The sequence below is a fragment of the Bradyrhizobium sp. NBAIM14 genome (genome assembly GCF_020193895.1).
Classification (GTDB): Bacteria; Pseudomonadota; Alphaproteobacteria; order Rhizobiales; family Xanthobacteraceae; genus Bradyrhizobium; species Bradyrhizobium yuanmingense.
Genome location: NZ_JADYVQ010000004.1, coordinates 301,104 through 314,522, shown reverse-complemented (window position 1 = coordinate 314,522; position 13,419 = coordinate 301,104). Strand labels below are relative to the sequence as shown.

General features: G+C 63.3%; 11 protein-coding genes, 1 tRNA gene and 1 pseudogene. 8 read left to right on the top strand and 5 right to left on the bottom strand.

The window, feature by feature from the left end; genetic code table 11:
• Window positions 1–110 precede the first annotated feature (110 nt).
• Window positions 111–648 (top strand): annotated as a pseudogene (locus I6F28_RS13215) (REP-associated tyrosine transposase).
• A gap of 234 nt (window positions 649–882) precedes the next feature.
• Here the strand turns inward: I6F28_RS13215 and I6F28_RS13210 are convergent.
• A complete protein-coding gene (locus I6F28_RS13210) occupies window positions 883–1,113 on the bottom strand; it encodes a hypothetical protein (RefSeq protein ID WP_249781910.1) in 231 nt (76 codons plus the stop codon).
• Between the two features lie 191 nt (window positions 1,114–1,304).
• On the opposite strand from I6F28_RS13210, the gene I6F28_RS13205 reads away from it, so the two are divergent.
• Together I6F28_RS13205 and I6F28_RS13200 are read left to right on the top strand one after the other, a co-directional pair.
• On the top strand, window positions 1,305–2,687 hold the full coding sequence (locus I6F28_RS13205) for an NfeD family protein (protein WP_225140074.1): 1,383 nt from the start codon (window positions 1,305–1,307) through the stop codon (window positions 2,685–2,687).
• Window positions 2,684–3,445, top strand: coding sequence for a slipin family protein (locus tag I6F28_RS13200; protein ID WP_036010294.1), 762 nt, complete (start codon window positions 2,684–2,686; stop codon window positions 3,443–3,445). Before I6F28_RS13205 ends, I6F28_RS13200 begins: the two co-directional genes overlap by 4 nt.
• Window positions 3,446–3,601: 156 nt before the next feature.
• Here I6F28_RS13200 and glnA read toward each other — a convergent pair whose 3' ends face one another.
• Both glnA and I6F28_RS13190 read right to left on the bottom strand, forming a co-directional pair.
• Window positions 3,602–5,011 carry a type I glutamate--ammonia ligase gene (gene glnA, locus I6F28_RS13195; protein WP_036010292.1) on the bottom strand — a complete coding sequence of 470 codons (1,410 nt, stop codon included), beginning with the start codon at window positions 5,009–5,011 and terminating at the stop codon, window positions 3,602–3,604.
• A gap of 153 nt (window positions 5,012–5,164) precedes the next feature.
• On the bottom strand, window positions 5,165–5,503 hold the full coding sequence (locus tag I6F28_RS13190) for a P-II family nitrogen regulator (RefSeq protein ID WP_007603495.1): 339 nt from the start codon (window positions 5,501–5,503) through the stop codon (window positions 5,165–5,167).
• 381 nt (window positions 5,504–5,884) lie between these two features.
• Between I6F28_RS13190 and I6F28_RS13185 the strand changes: the two genes are divergently transcribed.
• Window positions 5,885–7,384, top strand: coding sequence for an NAD(P)H-hydrate dehydratase (locus tag I6F28_RS13185; protein ID WP_225140073.1), 1,500 nt, complete (start codon window positions 5,885–5,887; stop codon window positions 7,382–7,384).
• 4 nt (window positions 7,385–7,388) lie between these two features.
• Here the strand turns inward: I6F28_RS13185 and I6F28_RS13180 are convergent, their stop codons facing one another.
• Complete coding sequence (locus I6F28_RS13180) at window positions 7,389–8,690, bottom strand: multicopper oxidase family protein (RefSeq protein WP_225140072.1); 1,302 nt, start codon at window positions 8,688–8,690, stop codon at window positions 7,389–7,391.
• A 154-nt stretch (window positions 8,691–8,844) separates the two neighbouring features.
• On the opposite strand from I6F28_RS13180, the gene I6F28_RS13175 reads away from it, so the two are divergent.
• The 3 genes from I6F28_RS13175 to I6F28_RS13165 all read left to right on the top strand — a co-directional run bounded on the left by I6F28_RS13175 (window position 8,845) and on the right by I6F28_RS13165 (window position 11,383).
• Window positions 8,845–8,929, top strand: a tRNA-Leu gene (locus tag I6F28_RS13175).
• Window positions 8,930–9,103: 174 nt separating this feature from the next.
• Window positions 9,104–10,465: a trigger factor gene (tig, locus tag I6F28_RS13170; protein ID WP_036010284.1), complete on the top strand. Its 1,362-nt coding sequence runs from the start codon at window positions 9,104–9,106 to the stop codon at window positions 10,463–10,465.
• Between the two features lie 282 nt (window positions 10,466–10,747).
• Entirely contained in the window at window positions 10,748–11,383 is a 636-nt protein-coding gene (locus I6F28_RS13165) for an ATP-dependent Clp protease proteolytic subunit (RefSeq protein ID WP_025036638.1), read from the top strand.
• 62 nt (window positions 11,384–11,445) lie between these two features.
• Here I6F28_RS13165 and I6F28_RS13160 read toward each other — a convergent pair whose 3' ends face one another.
• Window positions 11,446–11,652: a hypothetical protein gene (locus I6F28_RS13160; protein ID WP_128265601.1), complete on the bottom strand. Its 207-nt coding sequence runs from the start codon at window positions 11,650–11,652 to the stop codon at window positions 11,446–11,448.
• 182 nt (window positions 11,653–11,834) lie between these two features.
• Here I6F28_RS13160 and clpX point away from each other — a divergent pair, with 182 nt between their 5' ends.
• The gene (gene clpX, locus I6F28_RS13155; RefSeq protein WP_008547851.1) at window positions 11,835–13,106 is read left to right on the top strand and encodes an ATP-dependent Clp protease ATP-binding subunit ClpX; all 1,272 of its coding nucleotides are present in this window, start codon (window positions 11,835–11,837) and stop codon (window positions 13,104–13,106) included.
• The last annotated feature ends 313 nt before the right edge of the window (window positions 13,107–13,419 follow it).

Here is a 13,419-nt window from a genome sequence, read left to right as displayed (position 1 = left end):
ACGCGGAGCGTTGCGGCGCAGAGCCGGGAATCCAGCTTCTGCCACGTTGCGCACTCGGCTTGGACTGAGTAGGCCGATTAGCCGAAGGCGTAATCCGCCATCTTTAGTTCATGGGGCAGCTGCAATGCCGCCGTGCATTTGTTCCAGGTGGCTGCTGGTTCTTCACGGTCAATCTTCATGATCGTAGGCAGCGGCTGCTCGTCGAGCACATCGCAGCGCTGCGCGCGGCCGTTGCAGCGACCCGTCGGGTATTCGTTCACTATCGATGCGTTTGTCGTGCTTCCGGACCACCTTCATGCGGTCTGGACGCTTTCCCGCGGCGATGCCGACTTTTCGATGCGGTGGAGATTGATCAAAATGCGCTTCGCGAAGTCCCTGCCGAAGACAGAGCCTTTAACCGCTGTACAGATCGCAAGACGGGAGCGTGGCGTATGGCAGAACCGGTTCTGGGAGCACCTCATCCGCGACGAAACCGACTATGCACGCCATATCGAGTATTGCTACATCAACCCAGTCAAGCACGGATATGTGACCCGCGTGTTGGATTGGCCGCATTCGTCATTTCACCGAGATGTCGAGGCCGGACTGTTTCCGGCGGATTGGGCAGGAGATAGCAACGCGGATGGTAACTTTGGCGAACGTGCGTGAGCGTCGCACGCAGTAGGCGGATTACGCCTTCGGCTAATCCGCCCTACGAGGACTGTTTATCCAAGGTGCATCCCGAATTTCCGACGGAGTAAACCAATCAGTAGGAAATGCTCCGTCCTGGTTTTTGCGGCTCTGATTTGTTCTTTGAGAACGAATTGGAGTCAGATGCAGAACGAAAGCTGATGGCCGCTCCTTGGCGCAGGATTTCTCTACCGTGTTAAATCGTAGATGCGCTCAGGCTGTGCCCAGCGAGAGCGCCGCGACCGGACTGCGTCCATCGGTCATGCCACCGGCACCAACCTCACACCGCCCGCTCCATCCGTCGCGCACGATAGGATTGCGTGACATCAGTGTCAGCTTGCGGAAGCTGCTCTCATCCTCATAGCCGGCAGCGCGCGCGATCGTCTTGATCGGCTGCGTCGTCGATTCCAGCAGGGTGCGCGCGTGCTCGACACGGCTGCGCATGATGAAGGATTGCGGCGGCTCGTGCGTGAGTCCTGGAATTTTCGGTTCAACGTACGCTCGCCGAGGCCGAGCGCCTCCGCAATCCTGCATGGGCATTCCCATTGCGTTGCACAATCGCAATGTTGATCTCCGCGCGCAGCATTGAGGTTCATGAGAAGAATTACCATATGCTCTGCAAGGGAGCCCGTGCCGTGCAGACCATGAAGGCGGCCCTCGTTGCGGCGATCACCGTCGTGGCTTTGAGCTGCTGCCTCCTTCCCAGCTCAGCGGAGGAGAGCAAGCGCGTAGCCCTTGTTGTTTCGATCGACGGGGCGATTGGCCCGGCGTCAGCCAGCTACGTCCGGGAGGCTTTGGCCATGGCGAGCGAACGGCGCGCCGAGGTCGTGCTTCTGAGGATGAACACGCCCGGCGGGCTCAATTCCAGCATGCGCGAGATCATCGCTGATGTGCTCGCCTCGCACGTCCCTGTCATTGGCTACGTCGCTCCCTCCGGGGCCCACGCGGCGAGTGCGGGGACCTATATCCTTTACGCGACCCACATCGCGGCGATGGCACCAGGTACCAACATCGGTGCGGCGACGCCGGTCCAGATTGGCGGACCGCTGCCGGGCCTGCCGAGCGGCACACCCGACAAGGATGGCAAAGACAAGAAGGATGAGCCGAAGGACGCGATGACGGCGAAGGCCACGAACGATGCCGTCGCCTTCATCCGAAGCCTCGCCGAGCTGCGCAACCGCAATGCGGAGTGGGCGGAGAGGGCGGTCCGCGAGGCCGCAACACTCTCCGCCAACGGCGCGCTGGAGGCACATGCCATCGATCTCGTCGCGCGCGATCAGGCTGAATTGCTGCGGCAGGTTGATGGCCGTGTGGTGGAGCTCGCAGGCGGCAAGACGCAACGCCTCGCAACAAAGGATGCTGTCGTCGAAGCCATCGAGCCCGGACAGATATCCCGGTTCCTGGCGGTCATCACCAACCCGAACGTGGCGTTCATTCTCCTGATGGTCGGCATCTACGGCCTGATCTTCGAGTTCATGTCTCCCGGAGCCGTCGCCCCCGGAGTTATCGGCGCGATCTGCCTGCTGATCGGCCTCTACGCGCTCAATTTGCTGCCGATCAACTATGCCGGCCTCGCCCTGATGCTGGTGGGACTTGTGCTTCTCACCGTCGAAGTCTTCAACCCGACCTTGGTGGTCGGGTTCGGCGGGATCATCGCTTTCGTGCTGGGAGCAATGATGCTCTTCAGGAGCGAGGCGCCTGGGTACCAACTGTCGTGGTGGGTGATCGGCACCACTGCGGTCGTGTTCAGCGGCTTTGCTCTGATCGTGCTTGGCTCACTTCGGCGCGCCCGCAAAGCTCCTGCGCTGGTCGGCGCACAGGCCATGCGCGGCTTACCCGCCGAGGTTCTCGACTGGAACGGGAACGAAGGTCATGTCTTCGCCCATGGTGAGCGTTGGCAGGCGCGCGGCGCCGAAACCTTCAAGCCCGGAGAGACGGTGGAGGTCGCCAATGTCGTCGACCTGACGCTGCTGATACGCCGCACACCCGCCAGGACAGGCGAGGGAGGTACATCATGACGCTGGAATATCTGACGTATGCGGCGCTTGCGCTGCTTGTCATCGTGTTTCTATCCCAGGCCATTCGAATCCTGCGCGAATACGAGCGCGGCGTCGTCTTCACGCTCGGCCGCTTTACCGGTGTGAAGGGCCCGGGCCTGATACTCCTCATCCCGATCGTGCAGCAACTCGTCAAGGTCGATCTGCGGGTGATGGTGCAGGTGGTGCCGCCGCAGGACGTGATTTCGCGGGACAACGTCTCCGTCAAGGTCAACGCCGTCCTGTACTTCCGCATCGTCGACCCCGAGCGCGCCATCATCAAGGTCGGCGACTACATGGCGGCGACCAGCCAGCTCGCCCAGACCACGTTGCGTTCGGTGCTCGGCAAGCATGAGCTCGACGAGATGCTTGCCGAGCGCGACAGGTTGAACGCCGATATCCAGGAGATCCTCGACAAGCAGACTGACGTCTGGGGCATCAAGGTCACCGGCATAGAGATCAAGGACGTCGATATCAACGAAACCATGGTTCGCGCGATCGCCAAACAGGCCGAGGCGGAGCGCTTGCGGCGAGCCAAGGTGATCAATGCGATGGGCGAGCAGCAGGCCGCCGAAAAGCTCGTCGAAGCCGGCCGGATCCTGGCGCAAGAGCCTCAGGCAATGCAGTTGCGTTACTTCGCAGCTCTGCACGACATCGCCGGTGAACGCTCGTCGACCGTGGTGTTTCCGCTCCCCACCGGCCTGCTCGACCATTTGATGCCGCGACCTGACAACCCGTAACAGAAAGCGGCGAGGTGCTGATCGCGAGCGGGCGCCACGGCTCCGACCGAGCTGCAGCGGGCGTTCACGGCGACGTGGTAGCTGTCGAGCCTCCTCAAACGAAAAGGCGCCTCCTTCCGGAAGCGCCTTTTGCTTGTCGCGGATAGTTCGGACCGCTTAGCCCGAATAGTACATGTCGAACTCGACCGGGTGTGGGGTCATCTCGAAGCGCTCGACCTCGGTCATCTTCAGCTCGATATAGGCGTCGATGAAGTCGTCGTCGAACACGCCGCCGGCCTTGAGGAAGGCGCGGTCCTTGTCGAGGTTTTCGAGCGCCTCGCGAAGCGAGCCGCACACGGTCGGGATCTGCTTCAGCTCTTCCTTCGGCAAATCGTAGAGGTCCTTGTCCATCGCCGGACCCGGATCCATCTTGTTCTTGATGCCGTCGAGGCCGGCCATCAGCATCGCGGCGAAGCCGAGATAGGGATTGGCGAGCGGATCGGGGAAGCGCACCTCGACGCGCTTGGCCTTCGGCGACGCGGTGTAGGGGATGCGGCACGACGCCGAGCGGTTGCGCGCGGAATAGGCGAGCAGCACGGGGGCCTCATAGCCCGGGACCAGACGCTTGTAGGAGTTGGTCGACGGGTTGGTGAAGGCGTTGATCGCCTTGGCGTGCTTGATGATGCCGCCGATATAGTGGAGGCAGGTCTCCGACAGGTCGGCGTACTTGTTGCCGGCAAACACCGGCTTGCCGTCCTTCCAGATCGACTGGTGCACGTGCATGCCCGAGCCGTTGTCGCCGTAGACCGGCTTCGGCATGAAGGTGGCGGTCTTGCCGTAGATGTGCGCGACCTGGTGGATGCAGTACTTGTAGATCTGGATGTGGTCGGCCATCAGCGTCAGCGTGTCGAACTTCATGCCGAGCTCGTGCTGGGCGGAAGCGACCTCGTGGTGATGCTTCTCGACCTTGACGCCCATCTTGGCCATGGCGCCCAGCATCTCCGAGCGCATGTCCTGCACCGAGTCCTGCGGCGGCACCGGGAAATAGCCGCCCTTGGTGCGGACGCGGTGGCCGAGATTGCCGCCTTCATATTCGGTGTCGGAGTTGGTCGGCAGCTCCGAGGAGTCGAGGCGGAAACCGGTGTTGTAGGGGGTGGAGGAGAAGCGCACGTCGTCGAACACGAAGAACTCGGCTTCGGGGCCGACGAACACGGCGTCGCCCACGCCCATCGACTTCACCATCGCCTCGGCCTTCTTGGCGATGCCGCGGGGGTCGCGGTTATAGGGCTCGCCGGTGGTCGGCTCGAGCACGTCGCAGGTAATGACCATGGTGGTCTCGGCGAAGAACGGGTCGATCGTCGCGGTCACCGGATCGGGCATCAGGCACATGTCGGACTCGTTGATCGCCTTCCAGCCGGCAATCGAGGAGCCGTCGAACATCGTCCCTTCGGCGAAGATGTCTTCATCGATCATGCTGACGTCGAACGTGACGTGCTGCCACTTGCCGCGCGGATCGGTGAAGCGCAGGTCGACGTACTTCACGTCGTTGTCCTTGATCGATTTCAGGACGTCTTTGGCGGTCTTCATGCATACCCCTTATGGCTCTGCGGGTCGGTTTCCAGGTGAGCAAGATTGTTCTCGCTTTTGGCGAGCTCGCGCGCGACCGCACAAATGAAATCAGGCCGCCGAAGCAGCCTTATTTCTTGTCAGAGTGTCGCAAAATGCGGGATAGCACCCGGTTCAGATAGCGTCCAGCCCGGATTCGCCGGTTCGGATGCGGATCGCCTCTTCGATGTTGGAGACGAAAATCTTGCCGTCGCCGATGCGGCCGGTCTGCGCGGCGCGGCGGATTGCGTCGATGGCGCGCTCGACCAGATCGTCGCCGATCACGATCTCGATTTTGACCTTCGGCAGGAAGTCGACGATGTATTCTGCGCCGCGGTAAAGTTCGGCGTGACCCTTCTGCCGGCCAAAGCCCTTGGCCTCGGTGACGGTGATGCCCTGCAGACCGACTTCTTGAAGCGCTTCCTTCACCTCGTCGAGCTTAAATGGCTTGATGATGGCTTCGATTTTCTTCACTGCGCGACTCCCGGCCTTTCGATCCAATAGCAACGTCTTCGTCAGGACGCGCATTTCTCAACGCACGATCTTGTCTTCTCTGTGCCGGGATCCCTGACCCGTCCGGCAACAACGGCCGGCCACGCCCTTCAAGATGTCAGTGAGCACGACGAACCGAAGCGGCTTCCTCGAAAGCAGGGTCTATGCCAAGTTGCAAATGCCCTGATTATCGGAGCGTTATCAGCCTTTTAACGAGCATCTCTGAGTGATGGTGCCGACCTGCACAAAATACCGAAGACCGCAAAATAGGCAAACGGTTCAATATATGTGCATTTCGACGTTCCCACCGCCGGATCGGCGCAAAAGATGCCTGTTCAAGAGGCGTTTGTACTAGGAAGTGGCATGGAAGTTCTGACCAACGCCGAAATGCAGCGCGCCGACCAGCTTGCCATCGCGGCCGGCACGCCCGGTTTCAAGCTGATGCTCAGCGCCGGCCAGGCGGTCGCCGAGGCCGCCCATGCGCTGGTGGAGGAGGGGCCGATCCTGATCGTCGCCGGCCCCGGCAACAATGGCGGGGACGGTTTCGTGGCCGCGGCCGAGCTCGCCGCGCAGGGGCGCGAGGTTTCGGTGATCCTGATGTGCGAGCGGGACCAGCTCCAGGGCGATGCCGCCTCGGCCGCGCGCGGCTGGAAGCACCCGGTGCTGCCGTTCAACCCGCAGGCGATCGGCAGGCCTGCGCTGATCATCGATGCGCTGTTCGGCGCCGGCCTCAGCCGCACCGTGGATGGCGAAGCGCGCGCCATGATCGAGGCGATCAACGCCAACGGTGCCCCGGTGCTGGCGGTCGACCTGCCGAGCGGCATCAACGGCACCAGCGCGGCCGTGATGGGCGTGGCGGTGAACGCCACCGAGACCGTCACCTTCTTCCGAAAGAAGCCGGCGCATCTGCTGTTGCCCGGGCGCATGCATTGCGGCCGCGTGCGCGTTGCCGACATCGGCATCGATGCGCAGGTGCTGGAGGAGATCGCGCCGCAGACCTTCGAGAACGATCCGGATCTCTGGGGCGCGGCCTTTCCGGTGCCGCGCATCGATGGCCACAAATATGCGCGCGGTCACGTGCTCGCGGTCTCGGGCGATGCAGCCGCGACCGGCGCGGCACGGCTCGCCGCGCGCGGCGCGCTGCGCGCCGGCGCGGGCCTCGTGACGCTGGCGAGCCCGCGCGATGCGCTCGCAATCAATGCTGCCGCGCTCACCGCGGTGATGGTTCGCCCCGTCGACAGCGCGATCGAGTTCGGCGAGCTGCTCGGCGACAAACGCTACAACACCTGCATCATCGGCCCCGGTGCGGGCATCGGTGAGCGCACCTGCGATCTCGTCCACACCGCGCTTACCGCGCAGCGGCATCTGGTGCTCGATGCGGATGCGCTGACCAGCTTTGCCGCAACCCCCGAGCGCCTGTTCGAATCGATCAAGTCCTCGCAGGACAATGCGGTGGTGCTGACCCCGCACGAAGGCGAGTTTCCGCGCCTGTTCTCCGACCTCAGCAACAAGCATCCCGGCCGCTCCAAGCTCGAGCGCGTCCGCGCCGCCGCCGAGCGCTGCGGCGCCGTCGTGCTGCTGAAGGGCCCGGACACCACAATCGCCGCCCCCGACGGCCGCGCCACCATCGCCGCCAATGCGCCGCCCTGGCTCGCCACGGCCGGCGCCGGCGACGTGCTGTCCGGGATCATCGCCGGGCTCCTGGCGCAAGGCGTGCCGGCGTTCGAGGCCGCCAGCATCGGCGTCTGGATGCATGGCGAGGCGGGAAGCGAAGCTGGGCCGGGCCTGATCGCGGAGGATCTGACCGAGACGCTGTCGGCCGTGCACCGGCGGATCTATGACGCGCTGGGCATCGAATACTGAACGTTCACTCCACCCCGTACCAGCGCACCAGCCGCGGCGTGGCCCAGTCGGTCACGACGGATTCGATCAGCCAGCGTCCGGGCGAGGTCGCGGCGAACGCGATGCGCTGGGTCTGGCCAGGCTCGATCGCGAGCGTGTCGAGCCAATAGGGCTTCCAGCCGTCGTCGAGCTTGTCGAGCAGCCGGAAATGGTGGCCGTGCAGGTGAAACACGGTGGTGACCGGGGCGGGGTTCTGCAGCGCCAGGACCACGGTGCGGCCGGTCTTGGCGCGGAAGGCAGGGGCGGAGGCGGTGGAGAAGGTCGCGGGCCGTGCCCAGCCGGCATCGGCCGTACCGAGCGCGACATCGAACCGCAGGGCGCCTCTCAGCTCGAGCTTCTCGGGCAGATCATTCGGCGGGAGCGGTTGGGGCGGCGGCAGCGGAGCGCGCTCCAGCTTCCCGGAGACAGTCAGGTGTCCGACCTGGCGCACCGCCTTGCCGTCATGCAGCATAAACGGGGCCGAACTGGCCGCATCCACGAAGGCGTCGGCCCGCGCACCCGGGGCCAGCACCAACGCGCCGTTGCGCGCGGGGAACGGCTCGGCCGGCTGGCCGTCGAGGGCCATCACGCGGACTTCGTGGTTTTCCAATTTGATTGCGAGAACAGAGCGTTGCGAGCCGTTGATGAAGCGTAGCCGCAGCCGCTCGCCCGCCGAAGCTGAGAGTTCGAATGAAGTCTTGCCGTTGATTGTGTAAAGCGGCGTCGTGTCCTTCGGGTCCTGGCCCGGCGGGACCGCGGTGCCATCCGGCCGCAGGCGCCATTCCTGCATCAGCAGGAGCTCATCACGATCGACGGCGACCGGGCCGGTTTCGGCCACGATGATCGGAAGCGCGCGTGCGGGCTGCTGCAGGCGGTGCTCGAAGAGGCGGAAGTCGGCCAGCAGGGTGCCTGCATTAGGCACTGAAATAATTGATGTTTCTGTCGCATCCGGCGCTGCCGGGGCGCGGCCGCGAAGCGGGTCGGCGGCCATCGGCGCGTGGAGGCTGTACCAGACTGGCGCAATCGGCACAGGGAGGTTGTTGCTGAAGACCACCTGGCAGCGGTCGAAACGCTTGAGACGCACGTCTCTGAGGTGGCTTACGGCGGCCAGCTCCCAGATTGGTGTAGCCGGCTGACCCGGTCTCAAAGCCAGCGTTGCCGGTCTCGCCTGCAGCGCGAGCTGGGCCGTGACGGATGGGCCTGCACCGCCCACGATCAGCCCGGCTGCCGAGGCCCCTAAGCCGGCCAAAACCTCGCGCCGATGGGGAGCATGGATCCGCGTTGTCATGGCACGATCCGGACCACGCCGTGCTGGATAAGTCCAGCCGCAGTGCCTACTTGAAGCTTGCCTCCATCAGGCCATTTTTTTGCTGCGAACAGTCAGGCACATGCTATAAGCCCGGCCGCCCGCGGCATCGCGGCCGGTCTTGATGCGAATTCACGCGGGCGTGGCGGAACTGGTAGACGCGCTGGATTTAGGTTCCAGTGACGAAAGTTGTGGGGGTTCGAGTCCCTCCGCCCGCACCAAGCGCTTATCGCGTTTGCACGGATTACGAGGCCTGCTTCCGCGCGGATGATCATCCGCCTGGAGCGGGTCCGATGAACCACCGGCGTGAAGGCGTTTGCCTCGCGCCGGATCGATTAACGACAGCGTCCCGGCGCGCGACGTGCCGGGGCCGAACGAAAAGAAGATTGGACGCCATGCAGGTCACAGAAACCCTCTCGGAAGGTTTGAAGCACGAGTTCAAGATCAGCGTTCCCGCGTCTGATCTCGACGCCAAGGCCGGCGCCAAGCTCGTCGACCTCAAGGACAAGGTCCGTATCAACGGCTTCCGTCCGGGCAAGGTGCCGGTCTCGCATCTGAAGAAGGTCTATGGTCGCTCGGTCATGGCCGAGACCATCGACCAGACCATCCGCGACACCAACACGCAGCTGTTCTCCGAGCGCGGCTTTCGCCTTGCGACCGAGCCGAAAATCACCATGCCGAGCGAACAGGCCGAGGTCGAGGAGCTGCTGAGCGGCAAGACGGATTTGACCTACACGGTCGCCATCGAAGTAGTGCCGGCGATCGCGCTCGCCGACTTCAAGAGCTTCCAGGTCGAGAAGCCAGTTGCTGATGTCACCGACGCCGATGTCGACGAGGCGATCAAGCGCATCGCCGATTCCAACCGCACCTATGCCGCCAAGGGCGAGGGCACCAAGGCTGAGTCGGGCGACCGCGTTACCATCAACTTCACGGGCCGCATCAACGGCGAAATCTTCGAAGGCGGCACCGGCGAGGGCATCCAGGTCCTGATCGGCTCCAACACCTTCATTCCGGGCTTCGAGGAGCAGCTCATCGGCATCGGCGCGGGTGAGACGCGCACGCTGAAGGTGTCGTTCCCGAAGAACTACATGAACGACAAGCTCGCCGGCCAGCCGGCGGAGTTCGAGACCACCGCGACCCTGATCGAGGCGCCGCAGGACCTTGCGATCGACGACGAGTTCGCCAAGTCGCTCGGCCTGGAATCGCTGGACAAGCTCAAAGAGGCCGCGCGCGAGCGCCTGACCGCCGAGTTCGCCACCGCCACGCGCCAGCGCGTCAAGCGCGCGCTGCTCGACCGCCTCGACGAGGCGCATCGCTTCGAGGCGCCGCCCTCGCTGGTGGACGAGGAGTTCAGCCTGATGTGGAACTCGGTCAAGGCCGAGATGGACTCCGCCGGCAAGACCTTTGCCGACGAGGACACCACCGAGGACAAGGCAAAGGAGGAGTATCGCAAGATCGCCGATCGCCGCGTGCGGCTTGGCCTCGTGCTCTCCGAGATCGGCGAGAAGAACAAGATCACGGTGACCGACGACGAGGTCGGCCGCGCCGTGATCGAGCGCGCGCGCTCGATGCCCGGCCGCGAAAAGGAGGTCTGGGACTTCTACCGCAACAACGCCCAGGCGTTGGCCCAGCTTCGTGCACCGATCTACGAGGACAAGGTGGTCGACTTCATCCTCGAGCTCGCCAACGTGACCGAGAAGAAGGTTTCGCGCGAGGACCTCTACAAGGACGACGACGCGGAAAAGACCGCGGCCTGAAGGGTTTGAGATAGCCCGCTATTAAGGATGATGAGCGAAGAGGCCCAGCTAGCCAGGTGGCCGGCTGGGCCTCTTTGTGCGAATCAGCTTCAACTGCCGCCACGGATTAAGCCTTAATGCGCTGCGCACTTGTCAGAAGCGAAATGGGCTATATCTGTCGCTACGCCTTTCTGCTTCTTACCCAAGTTCCTGCATCACAGGACGTCCATTCGCCTTCCGGCAAATCCAGCCAAGCTGGCAAGCCTGCCCGGCGATGTCCGTCTCCGAAACCCTAGGTGACTCATGCGCGATCCGGTTGAAACCTACATGAACCTCGTGCCCATGGTGGTCGAGCAGACCAACCGTGGCGAGCGCGCCTACGACATTTTCTCGCGCCTCTTGAAGGAGCGCATCATCTTCGTGACCGGCCCGGTCGAGGATGGCATGTCGACGCTGATCGTCGCGCAGCTCTTGTTCCTCGAGGCGGAAAATCCGAAGAAGGAAATCTCGATGTACATCAACTCGCCGGGCGGCGTGGTGACGTCGGGCCTTGCGATCTACGACACCATGCAGTTCATCCGCCCGCCGGTCTCGACCCTGTGCACCGGTCAGGCGGCTTCGATGGGCTCGCTGCTGCTTTGCGCCGGCGAGAAGGACATGCGCTTCTCGCTGCCGAACGCGCGCATCATGGTGCACCAGCCCTCCGGCGGCTTCCAGGGCCAGGCAACCGACATCATGCTGCACGCCCAGGAGATCCTGAACCTGAAGAAGCGGCTCAACGAGATCTACGTCAAGCACACCGGCCAGACCTACAAGTCGATCGAGGATGCGCTGGAACGCGATAAGTTCCTCACTGCGAACGACGCCAAGGAGTTCGGCCTGGTCGACAAGGTGATCGACAAGCGCGCCGAGGAGCCGGCGCCGGCGAAGGCCCCGTAGCACTACTGAGGCGTCACGGCGAGCCCTCGGTTTGCCGTGGACCCGTCAGGGCAGCGTTCACGTTAGGTGCGCGTGCGCGCGGCGCAAAACGCGGTTTTGCGCCCTGCGACAAGCAGAAAGTTCCGCTTTCGTGCTTGTTTTTCGTGGCAATCCAGCAACGCCGGGGTGTTTTCCATCACTTCGCCCGTGCCAAGACCGGAAATCACGGTATTGTCACGGGTAGCCGGCGACCCCCGATTAGCGAATTCTTGATAGTCGGGTGACAGCATGGTTGGCTACGATTGATCGGCTATGATCGCGGGAGAATCGAACCACCGTGATTCGCACGGAATGTAGTAAAGCGTAGGGTCTTTTTTGGTACGGAATTTGCTCTACTTAAGCTTCATGCCGACCATCGTGTCGGAATGGAGCGATCGAGCGGAACGGGATCGAACCGCGGACGGAGACATGAATGAGTAAGGTCGGCACGAGCGACTCCAAGAACACGCTATATTGCTCGTTCTGCGGCAAGAGCCAGCACGAAGTCCGCAAACTGATCGCGGGTCCCACGGTCTTCATCTGCGACGAGTGCGTCGAGCTCTGCATGGACATCATCCGCGAGGAGAACAAATCCTCGCTGGTCAAGTCGCGCGACGGTATTCCGACGCCGAAGGAAATCTGCAAGGTGCTGGACGATTACGTCATCGGCCAGAGCCATGCGAAGAAGGTCCTGTCGGTCGCGGTGCACAACCACTACAAGCGCCTCAACCATCAGACCAAGCACAACGACGTCGAGCTCGCGAAGTCGAACATCCTGCTGATCGGTCCGACCGGCTCGGGCAAGACGCTGCTCGCGCAGACGCTCGCCCGCATCCTGGACGTGCCGTTCACGATGGCCGATGCGACGACGCTGACCGAAGCCGGCTATGTCGGCGAGGACGTCGAGAACATCATCCTGAAGCTGCTCCAGGCCGCCGACTACAACGTCGAGCGCGCCCAGCGCGGCATCGTCTACATCGACGAAATCGACAAGATCAGCCGCAAGTCCGACAACCCCTCGATCACGCGCGACGTGTCGGGTGAGGGCGTGCAGCAGGCGCTGCTCAAGATCATGGAAGGCACGGTGGCTTCGGTCCCGCCGCAGGGCGGCCGCAAGCATCCGCAGCAGGAGTTCCTGCAGGTGGATACCACCAACATCCTGTTCATCTGCGGCGGCGCCTTTGCCGGCCTCGAGAAGATCATCTCGGCGCGCGGTCGGTCGACCTCGATCGGCTTCGGCGCCCAGGTGCTCGCGCCGGAGGATCGCCGGACCGGCGAGATCTTCCGTCACGTCGAGCCTGAGGACCTCCTGAAGTACGGCCTCATCCCCGAGTTCGTCGGTCGTCTGCCGGTCGTGGCGACGCTCGAGGATCTCGACGAGACCTCGCTGAAGAAGATCCTGACGGAGCCGAAGAACGCGCTGGTGAAACAGTACCAGCGGCTGTTCGAGATGGAGAACATCGAGCTGACCTTCGCCGACGAGGCGCTTGGCGCGGTCGCCCGCAAGGCGATCGAGCGCAAGACCGGCGCGCGAGGCCTGCGTTCGATCCTCGAGGCGATCCTGCTCGAGACCATGTTCGACCTGCCGGGCCTGGAAGGTGTGGAAGAAGTCGTGATTTCCCGCGAAGTCGTGGAAGGCACGGCGCGTCCGCTCTACATCTATGCCGATCGGTCCGATCGTGCCGTCGAGAACGCCAGCGCCTGATCTGACGGCGCTGGAAAGCTCCAATCGTCTCCTCGAGTTGGCTGCGGAGCCGTGGTTCCGCAGCTGGTGTTGCGTCGCTTGCCGCGTTGCGTAAGCGCCTGATGGCGCGCGTTTTTCAATGACTTGACACCCCCCGGGTCGATAGCCACCTAATGTCGGCGGCGAGCGAAAATTCTCTTCAAGATTCGCCTCAGTTCCGTTCCGGCGAGCCGGTCCGACTTGTAGAGGACCGACCGGTTCTGCGGATCACCTCGGCACCTTGTGGCGGTTGCGCATGATCGCGGGCTGCGTGCAAGGGGGCAAAGCAAAAGGA